We start from the raw sequence: 19,848 nt of genomic DNA, 5'->3' as shown, positions 1-19,848 counted from the left end.
ACAATGAAACAGACCTTTACGGAAAAAGCCTCAAACTGGCTGATGATTCTGCTGCTGTCGCTCATTTGCTTCTCCGTCTTGTATCCGTTTGCATACATGCTGGCGATTTCGCTGAACGAAGGCTCGGATGCGGCAAAAGGTGGCGTCTACTTAATCCCGCGGGCATTTACGCTCATCAATTATGAGATCGTACTGGGGAATGCGGTGATCCGGCATGCCTATCTCATTACGATTGCCCGAACCATCATTGGCACGATCGCCGGGCTGATCGTGACTCTGCTAGTCGCGTATGGTCTCTCTTACAAAGCCCTTCCGCTTAGAGGAGTGATTCTGACCTACATTCTGATCACCATGCTGTTCAGCGGAGGCCTCGTTCCTTATTACATTCAGCTGAACAACCTGGGGCTGCTCAATTCATTCTGGGTTTACATTTTCCCGGGGCTGTTCTCGGTCTGGAACATGTTTGTCATGTTGAAGTTCATTCAGGGCATTCCGGAGGCGCTCATCGAATCGGCGGAGCTGGATGGAGCCGGTCCGGTCCGGGTACTCTGGCAGATCATCGTTCCGCTCTCGAAGCCGATGCTGGCCGCTCTCGGGCTGTTCACGGCCGTCGGGCACTGGAACGACTGGTTTGCAGGGGCGTTTTATGTGAGCAAGCAGTCGCTCATCCCCGTGCAGACGTTCCTGCAGCAGCTGCTAACGGCGCAGGACATCTCCGTGGTGCTCGGCTCGAACACCAACCAGGAAGCGTTGGCGCGGGGCTCGCAAATGCAGAACATCACCCTCATGTCGATCAAGATGGCTGTCGTGATGGTCAGCGCTCTGCCGATCCTGTGCGTGTATCCGTTCCTGCAAAAGTATTTCGTCAAAGGCGTGCTGGTTGGCTCCGTCAAAGGTTGACGGTAAAATGACGGGTATAAGGCAACACACATATACCAAATCTGCATAAGAACAGGGGAGTTGTTCCATGGGTTCGAAAGGGATAAAGCGCGGAGCAGCAGTCACACTTGCGGTTGCTCTCGCCGTGATGGCTGGCTGCTCGAATTCGGGCGGCAAGACGGACAAAGGCGATGCGGCAAACCCGGAAAGCAGTGGTTCCACCTCATTCAACCTCTGGTTGGGGTGGGCGGCAACGATCAACAATGACAGCTTGGTTCAAAAGTATTGGAAGGAAAAAGAGCCGGGAGTGGCTGTCCAGCTCGAATCGACGCAGGGTGACGCAGTAACGGCCTTGAACCTGCGGCTGAACACGGACGGCTTCAAGGATGCAGCCATCTTCTCGCGGAGCGAGACGGTGAAGAACGCCATGAACCGCTCTAAGAAGATTCAATCGCTGGAGCAATATTTTGACATGCCGGACAAATACCCGAACCTCGCAGCCATTCCGAAGCAGTACCTGGAGCGGATGAAGGACAAGGACGGCCATATCTGGTCCATCCCGACCTGGTACGACCAAAACCCGAATGATCCTTGGCCGGGCTGGGCTTCGCAGGCCTGGACGGTTCGGACCGATGTCGTCGAGAAGGTCGGCATGAAGGTAGAGGATTTGGCAACGTTGGAAGGCGTAGAAACGTTCCTGAAGAAGGCGGCGGAGCAAAAGGATGCATCCGGCAATTCGCTTCTGCCCATGTCGTTCTTGATGGACACGAACGATACGGCGGGCTGGAATGACGAAAACGCTATCCTGACCGCGTTCGGCGTATCCACGAGTGGCACCGGCGTCGACAAGAAGGGCGATCAATTCGTCTTCTCGTATGACGATCCCCAATACAAAGCCGCTTATAAGTGGATGAACGAGATGTATCGCGATAAGCTGATCGATCCGGAAGTCGTCACCGACAAGAAAGAGCGGTACAAGGAGAAGAACAAATCCGGACGGGTCGCTTTGAACGTCGGAAGCTTCTTCAACATCGATACTTCGCTGTGGGAAACGTTGGACGGACCGACGGAGCCGGGCTGGTATTATCAAGTCATTCCTTACCCGAAGGTTGACGGTGTGGAGAAGGTCGGTATCAATCAAGTTGTAAACCCTTACCCTGGCTACGATGTGTACATCAGCAAAAACACGAAAAACCTGGACGCGATCCTGAAATTCTTTGACTACACGCTCCAGGCGAAGCCGGAAATGCAGCAGGTCATTAACGAAGGCCCATCCGGTCTGTATTGGGATTGGATCGATCAGCCCCTTGGAAAATGGAAGTATATCGACGATAATTACAAACAGGCTCGAAATTCCGGTGACCAAGCTCAGAAGGCGAAAGTTACGCCGGAGCTGTACATGATTTCGTCGTACAGCAATCAGTGGTATCCTTGGTGGAACGTAGGCGAAGTTGAGAAGAAGGGCGCTTTGAAAACGTCCGCGTATACGGAACAAGTCGGCAAGATGGGCGCGGTCCGGCAAGCGCATTCCTACGATTTGGTCTCGCCGAAGCAAGGGGGCGTATGGGAAAAGTATTCCCCTGAGCTGGAGAACATCCGCAAGGAGTTCCGGGCTAAGCTGATTATGGCAAAGGACGACGCGCAGTTTGAAGCCAACTGGACGGCATTTCAGGATGCACTCGAAAAACGCGCCCATTGGACCGATATGAAGAAGGAATGGAACGAAACCTATCAGGCGGACATTCAAGCGAACGGAGAATTTTAAAAAGGGTCCACAGGATCGGTTGACAGCGCACGAGGTAAAAAGGAGCAGCCCCCTTTCGGGGTTGCTCCCTTTGCCGTTCTTTTCACACGGAGGCGAGACGGGGCGGGAGACGAACATGAAGCTGAAGCAGCGATTTGAAAAAGCCATCTTGCGGGTTACCCGTTCCTTGAGCTTACGGAAAAAAATTGTGGTGTTTTATAGCCTGATCGTGTTTATTCCAACGATTTTGCTGGCTGTCAGCGCCGGCTATCTGGCGCTACAGCATGTCCGGGAGAATTACTTGATCACCGCGAAGGAAGCGGTTCGACAAAGTGCGGAGAGCATTGATTTCCGGAAGCAGAGCTATGATCTGCTTGCCAATCGAACCGCAACCGACGGGGAGTTGATCTCCCGATTGTCCCGCAGTTACTCAAGCATGTTTGAGCAATTGGAGACGGTGGAATATGTCGACCGATCCTATCTGTATACGCAGAAGTATCTGCCTGGAATCGAGGATTTTCGCATTTATCATGCAAACGCTTCACTCGTTCAGGACGGCGGCTTGCTCTGGAAGCCCGAGAACCGGGTGCTCTCCGGGGTCAACGAGCGCGACTGGTTCCAGTTGAGGGTGAAATCGGCCCAGGCGCTGATGTGGTCAAACGCACTAAACGACAAGGAGAAGATCGTCGTTACACGAAACATCATCGACCCGTATGGGGAGGTTTTCGGGCTCGTTTACCTGCTGCTCGATTACCACGATGTTTTTGCCGATTCGTTCGAGCATCCGTTCAACGGAGCGGGGGAGCTCTACATTGTGGATTCGGACGACCGGATCATCGCATCCTCGGTGACGGATGAAATCAGCGAGAAAATAGACGGTTCCTCCCTGCAGCCTTATTGGGGCATGGAAACGATCGAGCCGGTTCCGATCAACGGGAAGCTGCTGATCGAGCAAAAGCTCTCATCCGGGTGGACGGTTGCCGCTCTCATGGATATCAATCGGATGGAACAGCAGTCGAAATGGGTGTTCGTTTCCATCGCCGCCGGGGTCGCTTTTTTCCTCATGGTTTCGATCTTTATGATCTTGACGGTTTTGAAAAACGTCGTTTGGCGGATTCGGAAGCTCGGAGCGCGGATGACCGATATCTCGCAAGGGGATTTTGACGTCACCGTGCGAAACCAGGATCAGGACGAGCTTGGTGAGCTGGAAGTGCTGTTCAATTCGATGTCGCGCCAGCTTAGGAAGCTGGTGGAGGAGAACATGCAAGCGCACCTGAAAGAGAAAGAGCAGTACTTCCGGGCCTTGCAGGCGCAGATCAATCCTCACTTTATCTACAATTCGCTCAGTCTGGTTCGGTGGCGGGCGATGGATCTGCAGGATGAAACGCAAATCCGCACCATTGATGCGCTGACGACCTTTTATCGGATCGCTCTGAACAACCGGGTGAATGTCGTATGCATTCGCGACGAGCTTGAGCATCTAAAAGCTTATGTGGAGATTCAACAGCTCCGTTATCCGGGCCGGGTAGAGGTGCAATGGGAGATCGAACCGGAGGTACTGGATTTGTACACCATCAAGCTGCTGCTTCAGCCGATTGTGGAGAACAGCTACCTGCACGGGAACATCACCAAGAAGAGCGGAGCTACGATATGGATTGTCATCCGCCACCTAGAAGATACCGTTCATATTGAAGTGCGAGATAACGGAAAGGGCATCCCGAACGAACGATTGGAGCAAATACAGGCCGGCCGATACACCGGAACGAGAAACGGATTCGGGATGAACAACATACGGGAAAGGCTTCGCTTGTATTTCGGATCAGAAGGCCTCATGAGGATCGAAAGCGTTGAAAATGAGTGGACTTCCGTGGTGATCCAAATTCCCGCGTGCTGGGAACGTCCCGAGATCAAGATGGGGGAAGACAAATGATTCAAGCGTTGATCGTAGATGATGAGCCCCTCCAAATCGACGGCCTTGTCCGTCATGTCCACTGGGATTCTCTCGGTTACGCCAAGCCGATAACGGCGGATTCCGGAGAGGAAGCCCTTGAAATCCTTGCCCGAGAGCCCGTTGACGTACTGATCACGGACGTCACGATGCCGGGTATGTCCGGCATCGAGCTTTTGTCCGCATGCAAGCTCGAACAACCACACCTTCAGTCTCTGCAGACCCTGATCATCAGCGGGTACGATGATTTTGAATTCGTGCAGGAAGCGATTCATCTTGGCGCCAAGGGATACGTGCTGAAGCCGATCAAAACGGATGAGCTGGAGGAGAAGCTGAAGACCATCCGGGATTCGATCCTCAAGAGGAACCAAATCGAGCGGGAAACGAGCGAGCTGAAGGAAAAGCTGAGCGGGAGCTTCGACGTTTTGCAGGAGCGGTTTGTGAACGACCTCCTTGAAGGTCGCGCCTACAACGAGGAACTGTTGGCCTCCTGGTGCCGTTTGTTAGACCTTCCGCGGGAAGAGAAGGAGTGGAGGATCAGCTTGTTTCTGTTTGGCTACGACCGCTTGCTTCCGAGCGACGGGCACGACGCACGGCAGCGGATTCTGCTGGGAGACGGTTTGATGAAAACCGTGAAGGTGAGCTTATCCGAATATGCCGGGGTGTACAGCGGGAAAACGGGAGCGGACGAAGCAGCGATCCTTCTCTTGAATCCACCCCCGAGCGAGCGGGCGAAGATGGAGAAGCAGTTTCCCTTTATACAGGACATCATCAAGGAAAAATACGGCTCTACCGTGACGGTCGGAGTCAGCCGAGAGTGCCGCTCCTGGGAGGAAGCCCCTCTGCTGTACAAAGAGGTCAAGCACATGATGGCGAAGGCCCGGCTTGCCGGAGAAGAGCAAATCTTGTATTTCGATCGGGTCGAGGAAACCGAATACCAGGATCATCGACTGCGCGACGAATACATTCCGGAGATCGTCAAGCTCATGGAAAAAGGGGATAGCGGGCAGGCCGAGGCTTATTTCAACTATGCGTTCGATGCGCTTTTGACCCAGGAAACGGTCGCCTTTTCCTACGTTCAGGCTTTTGGAATGGGGCTTGTCAGCGAATTGGCGCGTAAGATCCGCCGGTACCGAACAGCGGTTGGAGAAATGAACGTCGACATGTGGCAAAGGGTTATTGCTTGTACGAATGCCGAGGAAGTCAGGGGGGTAGTCTTGGAGTATTTTTCAAAGTATACTCAACTTGAGCAAGGGGAACAGGCTGTACAGCAGCATCATCTCATCCATAATATCGCGCAGTTCATCGAGGAGCATATTCAGGACAATGTCACCGTCAAACAGCTCGCGGAGCAGTTTCATTTCAATGCAAGCTACTTGAGCGTGCTGTTCAAAAAAGAAATGGGCATCACCATTTCCGATTATGTCCAGGAGATCCGAATCAGCAAGGCCAAGGAGCTGCTTCGCGACCCGAACGTCAAGGTATATGAGGTGGCCGAGCAAGTCGGGTTTCAAACCGCGGCCTACTTCACGTTCCTGTTCAAGAAGGTGACGGGCAGCACCCCCCAGGAATTCCGCGATTATCGCTACGAAGAGTAAATCGAACGAGAAGGAGACGGTTCCATGTTAACAACCATCCATTTAGAAGGGGATTGGGGGCTGCAGCTAGATAGCGATAAGCGGCCTGGTCTGCCGCGTACCTATTCCGACACCATTGCGCTGCCTGGCACCACCTCCTTCGCCCGCAAAGGAAAGAAGAACGAGGAAATTGAGCTTGGTGCTTTGACAGATGAATACGCTTTCGAGGGCTATGCATGGTTTTCCAAAGAAGTAGAGATTCCAGAGCATTTGGTAGGACGGCCGTGTCAACTGGTTTTGGAGCGGACGCGGGTCACAACGGTTTGGGTGGACGGACGGGAGCTCGGAACGCAGAACAGCCTGAACGCTCCGCATGTCTATGACCTGACCGGGAGCCTCGAGAAGACGAAGCATACGCTGACGATCCGGGTGGATAATACGGACTATCCGACCAAAGGCGGCCACCTCACCTCAAAGGATACTCAAACGAACTGGAACGGGATTACCGGGCAGATGGAGCTGAGGTTCTTTGGAGATGCCTATTTGCAGGAGGTTCAGGTTTACCCGGAAGTGGCGGACAAAGCGTTCACGATCAAGGCAAGCGTTGCAGGCGATCAGAGCGGCGCTGTCGTAGCCGTATCGGCCGTAAGCTTCAACGGCGAAGAGGAGCATGCCGTTCCGATGCAGAAGTTCCCGGTTGAATCGGACAAGATCGAGCTTCGGTTTCCATTGGGCAGCGACGCGCTCCTGTGGAGCGACCAAGCACCCAACCTGTATAAACTTCGAATGGAGCTGATCGACGGCTCGGGTGAGGTGCAGGATACCTACGAGCTGACGGCCGGCCTGCGCGAATTCAAGGTAGCCGGAGACAAGTTCGAGATCAACGGCATCAAAACCTTCCTGCGGGGCAAGCACGACGGCTTGATCTTCCCGCTCACCGGTTATGCTCCCACGACTGTGGATGAATGGCTGCGGATTATGGGAATCGCCAAGTCATACGGAATCAACCATTACCGCTTCCACACCTGCTGCCCGCCGGCTGCGGCGTTTGAAGCGGCAGACCGGCTCGGCATCTACATGGAGCCGGAGCTTCCGTTCTGGGGGACCATCACCGATGAAACGTATGAACAACATAATCAGGCCGAGCAGGAGTACCTCATCCGCGAAGGGTACGCCATTCTCAAAGCCTTCGGCAATCATCCTTCCTTCGTAATGATGTCTCTTGGCAATGAGCTTTGGGGCAGCAAGCCGAGGCTGGATGCGATCCTGAAGGCGTACAAGGAGTGTGACGACCGCCATCTGTACACCCAAGGGTCGAACAACTTCCAGTTCATGCCGGACATTCTGGAGCATGACGATTTCTACTGCGGCGTTCGCTTTTCGCGAGACCGATTATTCCGGGGTTCTTATGCCATGTGCGATGCTCCGCTCGGTCACGTCCAGACGGACCAGCCGAACACGAGGAAGGATTACGACGAACAGATCATTCCGTCCACATACTCCGCTGCGGGTGAAGCCGGAGTGGAGGGCAGCGATACCGTTCAGATTCAATTCGGCACGGAAGCCGTGACGGTGCGAGCCTCCGACCGCAACGACGAGCTGGTGCCGCATGTCCCCGTCGTATCCCATGAAATCGGGCAGTATTCCACTTTCCCGAACTTTGCTGAAATCGAGAAATTCACCGGGTCGATTAAAGCTAGAAATTATGAAGTGTTCCGGGAGCGCTTAGAGGAGAAGGGGCTTGGCCATCTGGCCGCTGCTTATTTCGAATGCTCCGGCAAGCTGGCGGTAGCCTGCTACAAAGAAGAATTGGAGGCGGCTTTCCGCTCCAAGAAGCTGGCAGGCTTTCAACTGCTGGATCTGCAAGATTTTCCCGGACAAGGAACGGCACTGGTCGGAGTCCTGGATGCCTTCATGGACTCCAAAGGGCTGGTTACGCCGGAAGAATGGCGCAGCTTTTGCTCGGATGCGGTGCTTCTTGCGCGTTTTGATACATACCATTACGTGTCACAGGAATCGTTTGCGGCTGATGTGGAGCTGTGCTATTACCGATCGGTTCCACTGGATCGTATTCGATTGAAGTGGGAGCTGCATGAGGCCACAACAGGCCAAGTATTCTTGAGCGGAGAAGCCGATGCGTCCGTTGAAGGCAAGGGGAACAACATCGACATTTGCCGGTTGAACCTGAACCTCCCGAACGTATCCGAGATGACCCATGCGGTTCTTTCTTTGTCCATCGAAGGGACGGATATTCAGAAATCCTATGAGCTATGGCTTTATCCGAAGGGCATCGAAATCGACCGGACGGGGCTGCATGTATTCGAAGCCCTGACCGACGAAGCGGCTTCGCTGCTGGAGAACGGTGAGAACGTTCTGCTTATGCCCAAACCAGATCGGCTTGAGCATGCGGTAGAAGGGTTCTACAGCACGGATTTCTGGTGCTATCCGATGTTCCGTTCGATATCAGAAAGCATGAACAAGCCGGTGCCTGTCGGGACCATGGGGCTCTACATCGACAAGGATCACCCAGCACTTCGTGATTTTCCCAGTGAACGGTATTCCACCTATCCTTGGTGGAACGTGGTAACCCATTCCAGTTCGATCATTTTGGACGATCTGCCGAAGGAGCTTAGCCCCATCGTGCAGACGATCGATAACTTCGAGCGGAACCATAAGCTCGGGCTTCTCTTTGAATGCCGCGTCGGGAAGGGCAAGCTGCTCGTATGCTCGCTGGATGCGGAGAAGGCGATGGAGTCGGTGGAAGGAAAGCAATTTTTGTTCAGTATCATGAACTATGTCCAATCATCTGAATTCCAGCCTCAAGTGGAAATTCGCTTATCCGAGCTTCGAAACAGGCTGTAGTCTCCCAATCGAGCATTCCAAGTAAGATCGTGGCGATCGCGTTCGAGCATTTTTGGTAGGGACGCCGAACACGGATCGTCATTTAGAGAGAATGCTTCACAGGGTCAGCGGTCTTCGGAGCGTTCATCGCCCTCAAATTGGGAAAATGCGATCTGTACCGCTGGCTTCGATCTCGGCCGAATGGATGAAAGAATTGGTTGTGCGGTTCTTGAGCGGCGCGTCTGCTCAGGGACCGCTTTTTCGTGATAAGGAGGATAGGACCCCCTTGAGGTGCGGCGATTTTCGCTATTGGCAAAACCGAAATCATCTGCTATAGTTGATAGTATCAAGGTGATAATAACAAAAAGTAAATAAGAACGTCCGAATGTAGAACCCGGTACACGGTTCGGATGCACGACGGAGGGGAATGGAATGAAGACAGCGTTCAGAGGATGGAGCTTGTACGAACTATTATGGCTCGGGTTGTTTTCCGGAGTCGCCGTTACGTTGACCGTGATCATGAAGGATACGGTGTTTGGATTTACCGTATTTCTTACGGGGGTCTTGTGCGTAGTTCTGGCGGCCAAGGGGAATCTGTGGACTTATATTTTCGGGATGTACAATACGTTCGGCTATGCCTATCTTGCTTACACCAATGGGTTGTTCGGAGAGCTGATGCTGAATTTGCTCTTTTTCGTCCCGATGAATGTGGTCGGATTTGTGATGTGGAAGAAGCATCTGCATGAAGACAAACTGGAGATGCGCCAGATGAAACGAACCGGGCTGTTCGCCGTTGCTGTCATTTGCTTATTGGGAAGCTTGGCACTCGGCTTCGGGCTGTCGTTCATCCCTTCGCAGAACTCTCCTTATATCGATGCGATCACGACCGTATTGTCGATTGTGGCGACGATACTAATGGTAAGAAGATACAAGGAACAGTGGCTGGTGTACATCGTTCTGAACATGTTTACGGTTCTGCTGTGGGTCATTCGCACGATACACGGAAGTCCGGACGGCCTGCTGATGATCGTGATGTGGAGCGCCTATCTGATCAATGCGATCTATGGCTATTGGACGTGGAACAGAGGGGCCAAGGAGGGAATGAAATGAAGACGCTGGGACTCACGCTCGGGAAGTTCGCTCCGCTGCATAAGGGGCATCAATTCATGATGGAGACGGCTTTACAGGAAGTTGAGGAGCTGATCGTTGTCATCTACGATACAGGGGTGACGACGATTCCGCTGCATGTGCGCGCCAATTGGATTCGCACGCTCTATCCGACGGTCCGAGTGATCGAGGCCTGGGATGGCCCCGACGGGTACTCGAACGACCGGGAGCACGAGATCCGCGAGGAAACCTATATACTCGGCTTGCTCGGAGGCGAGCAGGTGACGCATTTTTACTCCAGCGAGTTTTACGGCGAGCATATGAGCCGTGCTCTAGGCGCCGTGGACCGGCGGGTGGACGAGGATCGCAAGCAGGTTCCGATCTCGGCGACGATGATCCGCTCCAATCCGCATGCCTATCGAGAGTTCGTCAGCGATATCGTCTATCGCGATCTGATAACGAAAGTCGTGTTCGTAGGCGCGATGTCAACAGGTAAATCCACGATCACCGAAGAGCTGGCACACCGTTATCAAACGACATTCGCCAGCGAATACGGACGGGATTATTGGGCGGAGCATCAGGTGGACCGCAGGATCGGCCTGGCCGCCTTCGATGAGATTGCCGTCGGCCATTTGGAACGGGAAGAGAAAGCCTTGCTGGAGGCGAATCGGTATCTGTTCATCGACACCAATGCGATTACCACTTACATGTATGCACTGGATTATCACGGTCGAGCTCCCGAGCTGTTGACGCAGATCGCGCTGGAGAATGCGCAGCGGTATGACTTGTTCTTCCTGTGCGACGACGATATTCCATACGACGATACATGGGACCGAAGTGGAGACCAGAAGCGACATGTCTTCCATAAGCAGATTATCGCGGATTTGCGCGAGCGACGCATCCCATATATCGTGCTGCGAGGAAGCCTCGAAGAACGGATTCAGAGGGTGGAGGAAGTGCTGGCTCGCTATACGCCGTACTCGAATTATTATGGAGAGCTTGCGTAAGCCGAATCAACCAAGCTATTGGAATACTTAATGCAGAAGGGAAGGTGACAAGAATGGAAAAGCGAGATCGGGACGGGTTGACCGAACGGGAGTTTCTGGAACAGTACCGGGCGGATGAATACGAGAGGCCTTCCGTTGCAGCGGATATGGTCATTTTCACGGTAGGGGAGAAGGAAGAAGGGAATTACCGCAAGCTCCCGGAGAAAGAGCTGCGTGTGCTGCTCATCCAGCGAGGCGGACATCCATTTCTCGGCAAATGGGCGCTGCCGGGAGGCTTTGTCCGCTCCGATGAAACGACGGAGCAGGCGGCCGAGAGGGAGCTGAGGGAGGAGACTGGAGTGGACCGCGTCTACCTGGAGCAGTTGTACACCTTCAGCGACGTCGGCCGCGATCCCCGCACATGGGTGATGAGCTGCTCTTACCTGGCTCTGATCGATAGCAGCCAGCTTCAGCTTCAGGCGGGGGATGATGCCGCTAACACCGCTTGGTTCAAGGTCGCGTATCGGCTGCTGCGCGAGAGGAAGGATATGATGGAGGACGGCTATGTCAAGACGCTGGAGTATGAGCTGAGACTGACAGCCGAACAGGAGGAGCTGACGGCGGTCATCGAACGGACCGAACGGATGACGGAAGCTTCTGCCGCGGTCCACTATGCGATCGTGTCCAACGACGGGCTGGCTTTTGATCACGCAAAGATCATCGCCTATGCCATCGAGAGGCTGCGGAACAAGGTGAATGATTCCTCCATAGCCTTCCATCTTATGCCCAAGCTGTTTACGTTGACGGAGCTGCAGCAGGTGTACGAGGTCATTCTCGATAAAGAGCTGCTGAAGGCTGCTTTTCGCCGAAAAGTTGCCGAGCTCGTGGAAGAAACGGATCACTATCGGGATAATGCCGGTCATCGGCCGTCCCGCCTGTACCGTAGAAATCTCGATTGAACCCGAACTTCATGCTTGATAGAAGACGAGCGGTTCCCAGTCTAGCCCGTGATAGGCTTTCTGGGAACCGCTCTATTTTGTGTCTCGTAAAGACGAAATTCACGTGTCGATCAATGGGTCGATCCGCGCTTCACCAGGCTCGTCTCCAAATAAATCACTTGATGGATGGGCGCTTTCACCGTGCCGAGAGAATTGCTTCGCGAAGCAGACGGTAGCGTGCGTTTTGTTCCAGTTGCCGAGCTTGAGGCGCTACGCGGTGAGCATTATGAAGCTTCTAACGTATCTCTTGAAGAAGCTGCTGCGTTTGCTGTTCCCGGTCTTCACGGGGAAGCGCTGGAGATCGAAGCGGTTTTTGACGCGGCGGCATCGCCGGATGCCGTGTTCGGGCTGCGCGTTCGCACTTCGGCGGACGGCTCCGAGTACACCGAAATCTCTTATAGCTCGGCGCTTGGCGTGGTGATGATGAACCGCGACCATTCCGGGGCGGGGGCTGGAGGGATCAGCACCGCTCCGCTTGTGCCGCTGGCGGAGGGGACGGTTAAGCTCCGTCTATTCGTGGATGCTTCATCCGTTGAGTTGTTCGCGAATGACGGCGTACGAACGATCACAAACCGGATTTATCCCGACAAGGAAAGTCGGGGAGTCCACTTCTTCACCGAAGGGACGAACGTCGTGCTGAAGTCGCTTCAGGCATGGAGGCTTAAGGAGTCAGGAATCCGGTAAAACGACAGGCTCGTTGAAGAATGTTAGGAATAAGCCTATGGGAAAAAAGGGGCAGAGCCAAAAGTGGACCATCAACCACTTTTGGTTCTGCCCTTTACTGCTTCTCCCGCTGGCGAATCTCAAGCTTTTCGGGTGATCATCATCTTGCATCCGGTGAAGGTAGGAGGGGTATCTTCCGCATCGCTAGGGAACGAAGCGTTCTCGAACACCTCGACCACCTCCATGCCGCTCTGCTTCAGCGGGTGGAGCTGTGCTTCGTAGTCTAGCGGATTATAGGCGTATACGCCATCCGCGTTCTTCTTCTCGAAAGCATACTGGATCATGAGCGCGATCGCTTCCGAATCCAGTTCATCTCGCATGAACGGCATGCGCCACACATGCCCGAGGTCAATCCGGTTGAACTCGTCGACCGAATTGAAGGTAATCATGCCGATCATTTCATAATCGGGCTTCAAACAGACCGCCCAGAAGGAATCCTCACTTGCAAAATAACGGGCGGCTTCCCTGCAGCCGTCTTGATCGGTCGGCCATTTGTGGTCGCGCCCGGCGAGCGGTGAAGCTTCCTTGTCGTTAGCCAGAACGCATACCGCTTCTCCGTCTTCGTCGGTAAAGCGGCGGATGATAAGCCGATCGGTTTCAAAGAGAACCGGACCTTCGGCATTCTGATGGACAACAGCCGTCTCTTTGTTCATGTTTTTCGCGAGTCGGATGATTTCCGGCAGAGATTTCGGCGTGAAGCCTTGCGGCAGTTGCTCAACAACTAGCTTTTTCGCTGGATTCATGGAAACGTCTCTCCTCTCGAGCTTACAACTTCTTCCGGTTCAACGGAACGAACACCGAGGCGCAATTGGCTTGGCGGAAGCGGGCGACCACATGTCGGCTCCAGTCCCGCTCGTAGCTCGGATGCGTCGCCAGAAACAGCGAATCCAAATGGTTAAAAGCAATGTCGTAGGGCATGGAGGGGTCGTCTCCATTGAACTCCAATTGGGTGATATGGACGTATAAGCCCCCTGGAACGGTTATCTTTTCCACACAATCCGGCAGATCGTCAAAGGTGCTGACACGCGTTCCGAAGCAGCTGTTGATCTTACCCTCGCCTGCATTTGTCGGAAAGCCGTAATAATCGTGAAGGTAATAGCTTGCAGACGCGCATTTGTATACCTGCTGCTCGACTTCAAAGTATTTGAAGATGACAAAATCCTCGGAATCGGGCGGAGTGACGCAGCAGGCGATTTTGAGCTCGGGAAGGGTTACGACCTTGAATTTCATCGTATCGAAGCGCTCGGCATCATCTGCGGGGATTTTGACAGGCTCGTATTTGGTCAGAATATCACCGGTCGGATCATAGGTATTCATTGGGTAGCTTCGCTTGTTGTACACGTAAGGGGTATCCTGACGGAATGCATTGATAAAGTATTCGTCCGCCTTCATCCGCTCCTCATACCCGATTCGGCTTTCCTGCTTCCTTTCGTTGATGAGCATCTTGGCATACCGGCAAGCAGGAACGGTCAGCGTCACAATATTCTCCGGCAGCTCCTCCGGCAGATTGGCAAAGCTCTCGACCTCGATGCCGACGATCACCTTGTAATTCCCGTCGCCTTCCACATCGTAACGGGCGCTCACGATTTCTGTCGCCGTTAAATCGATGCCGATCACTTGAGCGAGCAGGGCGACTTCACCTTCCGAAATGACTTTCCTTGCGAAGAAGGCATCGCTGAAGGAGCCGTTTGGAAATCCATAATGATCGCTTCCGTAACCACGGTTCTCGAAGCTGACGGGCATGCCGTAGCCGATAATGTGGGTCTCCGTTCGATCGACAATCGACGCAAGCTCATGAATCTGTTCCACATGAAGTTCCTTTGGAAGGGCGCTCACCGCCTTTTCCGTCATGGACACGATCATGGGCTTGTCCTTCGGGCTGTAACTTCCTGGATTCGGCTCTGGGGAAGGCTTGGGGTTGGGGGCTGTACTCATGAATACACACTCCTTGTTCGATTGATAGCTTCATCCTAACCGACTTGACGGGGATGCGTATTATCCGTTTATACCATTATTCAAACGGATGTAAATCTTGGTTCGAATGCTATCTTGAGAATAATTGCCGCAGGTTTCATAGACGGAGAAGGTTGGGGTGTGGCCGCGCGTTAGACCGTTATCTTCGATCCATGCTTGGAGAGTCGACTCATAGACTCGGCTTTCCCCGCAGCAATCTCCATCCAGAATCGCGTAATTCCCGCGACCGATCCTTAGCAGCTCAAGCCCGCTGTCCGGCGGGAGAGGAAGCTCTTCGTTCAATTGGACACCGCAGGTGTACTCCGACCCTTTCTTGGCAACATAGAATCGGTCTGTGGATTTCAAGAGAGTAGGATAGCGGGCCAAGAGGTAGTCCAGAACGGCTTTTGAAGCATTCTCTTCGGCGTTCCTACCCGTCTTTCGCGCGACCAGAAACCGTCTTTCCTCACAGTGAGAAAGGCGAATCGGTGGATAATCGTCCCGCTTGCTGACGGGCATAAACAAGACAAGCTTCTTGATCTCGCCGCTCCTTAACAGGTATTCCTCGAAATACGGCATATCCGCCTGCTTGAACATGCTGGTCTTCAGCCAATCCGTGTATAGATAATCCCATGCGGCATTGATATCATCTTCGCGGTAGTTCGCGCATGTTTTTGCGAAGCAAGCGGTCGCTTCAGGGACGACGGCGATATCGGTAAAAACACTGCCCGTAAGCCGCGATCGGATCGATTCGTCGCATGGAATATACAACTCGTAGCAAAAGCGGCGGTGCTGCTGACTGCCGTTTCTGCCGAACAATCGCCCGTCATAGCCGGGCAGGAGGGAGAGGAGAGCGGCGACGGCGCGAGTCTCGAACCCGCGAAGCTGGCTGTGCATGAAGGTCAAGCGCAAGGTCTCGGGGATCGTCTCGGTCGCGAGTTGAATTTGCCTTTTGTGCTCGCTATTGAACATGGGGAAGTAATAATGGCTGTCGCTCTCTTTGTATTTCATAGGCGACAAACCGGTAGCGGCTTTAACAGAGCGGCAGAAGGACTGCTGAGAGCTGTAACCGTATTCATAAGCGATATCGGCAAAGCTTCGATCCGAGTGCTTCACGAGGGAAAGGGCGTTGGATAGCCGCCGCTTGCGAATGTATTCTTTTACCGAATGGCCGGTCAGCTGATAAAAGTCTCGGTACAGCTGCATCGGGGAAACGTGGCTCAACCGGGCGATTTGATCGATCTTGAAATCGTCGGCAAGGCTAAGTTCGATCGCTTTGATCGCGGCCTGAATATGAAGCTTTTCTTTCATTCTCATGCACCATCCGTGTCGAGGGTTCCTATTTGAGCAAATTATATCATTTTACTTCATGGAGAACCTGCAAAAAATTGGAGATCAAGGGAGGGCAATCCTACCTTTGATGCAAAAAAAGACGTGTCACATTTCCTCCCCTTGCTAGGACTGGTATACTAGACAAAACAAACAAAGAGAAAGAGAAGGGATCCAATGGGGAGAACAAACGAGTTTTTTCAGCGCATTTGCACGGAAGTAGGCAAGCAGGTCGTTGGCCAGGAGGAACCGATTCGCTTGATCGTCGCAGCCCTTTTGGCGGAAGGACATGTTCTGCTGGAGGATGTGCCGGGAACGGGCAAGACGACGCTTGCCAAAGCGCTTGCGCAGACCTTTGAAGCTCGGTTTAACCGGGTACAGGCGACGCCAGACCTGCTTCCACAGGATCTGCTCGGCGGATTGGTCTATCAGCCGCAGACTGGAGAGTTTACGCTCCGCAAAGGACCGATCTTCACGCAATTTCTGCTGTTCGATGAAATTAACCGTTCCACGCCGCGCACGGCTTCCGCGCTTCTCGAAGCGATGGCCGAGGGCCAGGTCAGTCTGGATGGCTTGACCGAAAAGCTGGACTATCCTTTCTTTGTCATCGCGACGCAAAATCCTATTGAGTCGCAGGGGGTTTTTCCGCTTCCGGAAGCCCAGCTTGACCGCTTCTTGGTGAAGGTGCGGCTCGGCTATCCGGACCGAGAGCAAGAAGCCCGTATCCTGCGCCGCTTCCGGTCCGATAAGGCGGGAGAGCAGCCAGCGGCCGTTATCACCTCGGAGCTACTGGCGACATGTCGCCAGGAATGCCGGCAGGTGAAGCTCTCCTCCGATGTGGAAGCTTATCTCCTCGACATCGTCCGCGCCACGCGGGAGCAGGAGGCGTTCCTGTTCGGTGCCAGCCCCCGTGCCAGCCTTGCCCTATTGGCGATTGCTCAGGCCTTCGCCTGGCTGGACGGTCGGGATTTCGTCACGCCGGACGATGTGAAGCAGGGAGTCGTTCCGGTGTTCGCCCATCGAGTTCAACTGACCCCGGAATCGCGCGCCAGAGGGACAACCGAGGAGAACGCCCTCACCGATCTTCTCGAGCGGATCCCGGTTCCGTCCGAGCTGGAGCTGAAGGCGTGAGCGGCCGAATGAAGCCGGAGAGATTCCGCATAGAGCGCGCAGGAGAAGCTCCTCCCGCTGATCAGAAGGGAGGTCATCGGGATGTGGACGCTATTGTGGTTTGGATTGGTGGTGCTGCTAGCGGCGTTCTGGCTGGCACCTGAATATTGGCAGCACAAGGTCTATCCCCGGATCACGATGGAGGCGAATTTCTCCCACGACATCGCCGATGTAGGGGATGCGGTCCAGATTCGCTGCCAGATCACGAATCCGAGCAGACTGCCTTGTCCGCGCGTGAGGCTGCTTATTCTGCTTCCTGATGAGCTCTCCGTTACAGCGGGGGGAGAAGAACGACAGCTGCAGCTGGAAACCTACCTGCTGCCCAGGCAGACGGCGGAGCTCATCTTAACTGTGTACACGGCTAGGCGCGGTGTTGCGCGCTGGAATCAAGCGGAGATGGAATGTACCGATATGTTCGGCTTGCGCAAAGACAGCCGGACGGTTTATCCCAAAGCTCAAGTCATTGTCCGCCCCAAGCGGATACCCCCCAGACAAGCAGAGAGGCTGATGAATGAGCTGGTCGGCGATATTCGCACGAAGCGATACGATCAGGAGGACCCGAGTCTATTTACCGGGGTGAGGCCGTATCAGAGCGGAGATTCGATGCGTGCGGTCAGTTGGTTCGCTACGGCTCGCACGGGTAATTTGATGATCAAGCAGTTCGGCCACACGACCGAATCTCGGGTATTGCTGCTCTTGAACGGCCAGATGTCCGATGCTTTCTGGATGATTGCTCACCGAGAGCGCTTGGACATTCTATGCGAACAGGCTCTCCAGCTTACGGACAAACTCGTTGAGGAGCGGGCGACGGTCGGATTCCTGACGAATCTGCTGGACAGCTTGAGCGGAGGGAAGTACGTGTCTCCCGACTCGGGCCTTGTTCAGAGAGAGAGGATTGCCAATCGCCTTGGCTCGTTATCGCGACATCCAGCATACTCCTTGGCGGAGCTGATCCGATCCGCCGGACGATCGGTGCATCCGGGAGAGACGATCGTGCTGATTACGGATTATCAGGATGAAGCGGGAAGGCGGGCACTGGCGGAATTGCGGCGAAGCCATCGCGCCGTGTACGTGTATCCGGTTATGGGGAATGGCGGCTTTACCGGAGAACGGAAATCGGAGCTGTCCGATCCGGTTCGAGAGGAGGCGGTCGTCCTTTGAATAACCTTGATGATCGAACGGAATATTCGGCAGGGAGGCAGCCCGAAGCCAAGCGACAAGCCATGCCGCCTTTCGTTTATCTTTTGCTTGAAGGCAGCGTGCTGACGAGCGGACTGCTGCTCTTCTCCGGGCTCGCTGTGAAACCGGTCGAGCGATGGGCGATGCTGCTGTTTCTTCCGATTGCTCTAGTGACGGGGATGCTGATGCTGCGAATGTATCGCCGCTTCGGGCTTAAGGCGGCATTCGGTACTGGGGCTGGAATCATGGCGGCCCTCTCCTATGGTGTTCTCGCCGGTATTGCGGATACTAGCTTTCTGATCTGGGAAGCGGTGCTCGGTTTCGTGCTTATCGGACGGTTCGGGCTTTGGCTTGACGATTCCATCTCGCCTGAAGAGCGATTTCGCGGGTACTTTCTCATCGAATGTATCGCGGTTCCGGTGCTTGTCATCATCGGCTTCCGGCAAGCTCCGGACGCTTCGCTTGTGATCGCGGCAGTGGTCATCTATTTGGTTCTGCGGGGCTTTTCCATGGTTTACGCCCAACGCATGGCGAGCGGGGGCTGGAGCTTTCGTATGCGCGGCGCGCTGGTCCTGATTGGCATTGTTGCGATCGTGCTTCCGCTCCTGTTTGTTTTTCCCCGTCTGCTTCTCGTGCTAGCCTACCTCGGCACCCCTGTACTTCGGCTGCTCGTATGGCTCGGGGGAATGATTCGGCTGAGACCGATGCATCGGAAAGAAACCGAAGTCGAAATCGGGGAGGTAAACCCGGATGACTATCCATGGGAAACATCAGGCGCGCATTTCCAAATTCCTAGCACGGTTTGGATCGGAATTTTCATCCTGATCGCGCTAGCGGTACTTGTGCTATTCGTTAAGAACCGGACGGTTCGCGGCAGTGCTCCGACAAAGGTACCCGTGCAGATCAAGCGGTCCCGGGCAATCGATACGGCCTCTGTGAAGCTCCGCTATTCCTCGGAAGGAAAGGGAATCCGACCGATTTACCGAACGCTGCTCAGGGGGATGGAGGATAGGGGGCTGCCAGTCCGAGAACAGGAAACCCCGCGCGAATATTCCCGTCGCTTGAAACAGGAGCTGTCTCTTCAGGGGGAGAGCGGCGATCAATTCGATTCGCTCGTAGAACAGTACGAAGAAGTCCGGTACGGAGCGATTCTGGATGAGGACGATGAATCGAAACAGGGAGTCCGCTTGCCGTTAACTCAGGCTAAGCAGTTCGTAGAACGAATGCTAGCGGCGTTCACGGGCAAACCGGCTGAGCAAGGCAAGGAGCGGAAGCAATAGCGGCCATAATCGATTGACAAGGATCCTCTCGATACCCATATCTCCATCCCAAACAAATACGCTTCCAAGCCCTCTTATCGAGTGTGCTAGGAAGCGTATTTTTAACTTACATGGACTTACGTTATCACAGAGGG

At 54.2% G+C, this 19,848-nt stretch carries 15 protein-coding genes; 12 read left to right on the top strand and 3 right to left on the bottom strand.

Features of this window, described 5'->3' with window-relative positions; genetic code table 11:
• Positions 1-3 precede the first annotated feature (3 nt).
• The 9 genes from BN2684_RS09895 to BN2684_RS09855 all read left to right on the top strand — a co-directional run bounded on the left by BN2684_RS09895 (position 4) and on the right by BN2684_RS09855 (position 12,764).
• On the top strand, positions 4-900 hold the full coding sequence (locus tag BN2684_RS09895; protein WP_058302008.1) for a carbohydrate ABC transporter permease: 897 nt from the start codon (positions 4-6) through the stop codon (positions 898-900).
• Between the two features lie 67 nt (positions 901-967).
• Complete coding sequence (locus BN2684_RS09890; RefSeq protein WP_058302007.1) at positions 968-2,644, top strand: type 2 periplasmic-binding domain-containing protein; 1,677 nt, start codon at positions 968-970, stop codon at positions 2,642-2,644.
• 115 nt (positions 2,645-2,759) lie between these two features.
• Entirely contained in the window at positions 2,760-4,553 is a 1,794-nt protein-coding gene (locus BN2684_RS09885; RefSeq protein ID WP_058302006.1) for a sensor histidine kinase, read from the top strand.
• On the top strand, positions 4,550-6,169 hold the full coding sequence (locus tag BN2684_RS09880) for a response regulator (RefSeq protein ID WP_234340209.1): 1,620 nt from the start codon (positions 4,550-4,552) through the stop codon (positions 6,167-6,169). The genes BN2684_RS09885 and BN2684_RS09880 overlap by 4 nt, the downstream gene beginning before the upstream one ends.
• Positions 6,170-6,193: 24 nt before the next feature.
• On the top strand, positions 6,194-9,010 hold the full coding sequence (locus BN2684_RS09875) for a glycoside hydrolase family 2 TIM barrel-domain containing protein (protein ID WP_058302005.1): 2,817 nt from the start codon (positions 6,194-6,196) through the stop codon (positions 9,008-9,010).
• Between the two features lie 411 nt (positions 9,011-9,421).
• Positions 9,422-10,099, top strand: coding sequence for a nicotinamide riboside transporter PnuC (pnuC, locus tag BN2684_RS09870; RefSeq protein ID WP_058302004.1), 678 nt, complete (start codon positions 9,422-9,424; stop codon positions 10,097-10,099).
• Positions 10,096-11,103, top strand: coding sequence for an AAA family ATPase (locus BN2684_RS09865; protein ID WP_058302003.1), 1,008 nt, complete (start codon positions 10,096-10,098; stop codon positions 11,101-11,103). Before pnuC ends, BN2684_RS09865 begins: the two co-directional genes overlap by 4 nt.
• A gap of 53 nt (positions 11,104-11,156) precedes the next feature.
• A complete protein-coding gene (locus BN2684_RS09860) occupies positions 11,157-12,041 on the top strand; it encodes an NrtR DNA-binding winged helix domain-containing protein (protein WP_058302002.1) in 885 nt (294 codons plus the stop codon).
• 180 nt (positions 12,042-12,221) lie between these two features.
• Positions 12,222-12,764: a GH32 C-terminal domain-containing protein gene (locus BN2684_RS09855; RefSeq protein WP_058302001.1), complete on the top strand. Its 543-nt coding sequence runs from the start codon at positions 12,222-12,224 to the stop codon at positions 12,762-12,764.
• Positions 12,765-12,883: 119 nt separating this feature from the next.
• Here BN2684_RS09855 and BN2684_RS09850 read toward each other — a convergent pair whose 3' ends face one another.
• The 3 genes from BN2684_RS09850 to BN2684_RS09840 are packed head-to-tail and all read right to left on the bottom strand — an operon-like array spanning position 12,884 to position 16,067.
• Entirely contained in the window at positions 12,884-13,546 is a 663-nt protein-coding gene (locus BN2684_RS09850) for a GNAT family N-acetyltransferase (RefSeq protein ID WP_058302000.1), read from the bottom strand.
• A 22-nt stretch (positions 13,547-13,568) separates the two neighbouring features.
• A complete protein-coding gene (locus BN2684_RS09845; RefSeq protein WP_058301999.1) occupies positions 13,569-14,738 on the bottom strand; it encodes a GyrI-like domain-containing protein in 1,170 nt (389 codons plus the stop codon).
• A gap of 60 nt (positions 14,739-14,798) precedes the next feature.
• Positions 14,799-16,067 carry a helix-turn-helix domain-containing protein gene (locus BN2684_RS09840; protein WP_058301998.1) on the bottom strand — a complete coding sequence of 423 codons (1,269 nt, stop codon included), beginning with the start codon at positions 16,065-16,067 and terminating at the stop codon, positions 14,799-14,801.
• A 195-nt stretch (positions 16,068-16,262) separates the two neighbouring features.
• On the opposite strand from BN2684_RS09840, the gene BN2684_RS09835 reads away from it, so the two are divergent.
• The 3 genes from BN2684_RS09835 (at position 16,263) to BN2684_RS09825 (ending at position 19,714) form a co-directional block, all read left to right on the top strand.
• The gene (locus tag BN2684_RS09835) at positions 16,263-17,216 is read left to right on the top strand and encodes an AAA family ATPase (protein ID WP_058301997.1); all 954 of its coding nucleotides are present in this window, start codon (positions 16,263-16,265) and stop codon (positions 17,214-17,216) included.
• 81 nt (positions 17,217-17,297) lie between these two features.
• Positions 17,298-18,416, top strand: coding sequence for a DUF58 domain-containing protein (locus BN2684_RS09830; RefSeq protein WP_058301996.1), 1,119 nt, complete (start codon positions 17,298-17,300; stop codon positions 18,414-18,416).
• Positions 18,413-19,714 (top strand): DUF4129 domain-containing protein, encoded by a 1,302-nt coding sequence (locus tag BN2684_RS09825; protein WP_058301995.1) that lies wholly within the window; start codon positions 18,413-18,415, stop codon positions 19,712-19,714. The genes BN2684_RS09830 and BN2684_RS09825 overlap by 4 nt, the downstream gene beginning before the upstream one ends.
• Positions 19,715-19,848: the final 134 nt, after the last annotated feature.

This window comes from Gorillibacterium timonense (assembly GCF_001457415.1).
Classification (GTDB): Bacteria; Bacillota; Bacilli; order Paenibacillales; family NBRC-103111; genus Gorillibacterium; species Gorillibacterium timonense.
This window is presented reverse-complemented; position numbering and strand designations above follow the sequence as displayed.

Coding starts and splice junctions, on each gene's coding strand:
- BN2684_RS09875 (WP_058302005.1), top strand. CDS start 6,194: ATGTTAACAACCATCCATTTAGAAGGGGATTGGGGGCTGCAGCTAGAT.
- BN2684_RS09840 (WP_058301998.1), bottom strand. CDS start 16,067: ATGAAAGAAAAGCTTCATATTCAGGCCGCGATCAAAGCGATCGAACTT.
- BN2684_RS09895 (WP_058302008.1), top strand. CDS start 4: ATGAAACAGACCTTTACGGAAAAAGCCTCAAACTGGCTGATGATTCTG.
- BN2684_RS09865 (WP_058302003.1), top strand. CDS start 10,096: ATGAAGACGCTGGGACTCACGCTCGGGAAGTTCGCTCCGCTGCATAAG.
- BN2684_RS09880 (WP_234340209.1), top strand. CDS start 4,550: ATGATTCAAGCGTTGATCGTAGATGATGAGCCCCTCCAAATCGACGGC.
- BN2684_RS09835 (WP_058301997.1), top strand. CDS start 16,263: ATGGGGAGAACAAACGAGTTTTTTCAGCGCATTTGCACGGAAGTAGGC.
- BN2684_RS09890 (WP_058302007.1), top strand. CDS start 968: ATGGGTTCGAAAGGGATAAAGCGCGGAGCAGCAGTCACACTTGCGGTT.
- BN2684_RS09850 (WP_058302000.1), bottom strand. CDS start 13,546: ATGAATCCAGCGAAAAAGCTAGTTGTTGAGCAACTGCCGCAAGGCTTC.
- BN2684_RS09860 (WP_058302002.1), top strand. CDS start 11,157: ATGGAAAAGCGAGATCGGGACGGGTTGACCGAACGGGAGTTTCTGGAA.
- BN2684_RS09830 (WP_058301996.1), top strand. CDS start 17,298: ATGTGGACGCTATTGTGGTTTGGATTGGTGGTGCTGCTAGCGGCGTTC.
- BN2684_RS09885 (WP_058302006.1), top strand. CDS start 2,760: ATGAAGCTGAAGCAGCGATTTGAAAAAGCCATCTTGCGGGTTACCCGT.
- BN2684_RS09845 (WP_058301999.1), bottom strand. CDS start 14,738: ATGAGTACAGCCCCCAACCCCAAGCCTTCCCCAGAGCCGAATCCAGGA.
- pnuC (WP_058302004.1), top strand. CDS start 9,422: ATGAAGACAGCGTTCAGAGGATGGAGCTTGTACGAACTATTATGGCTC.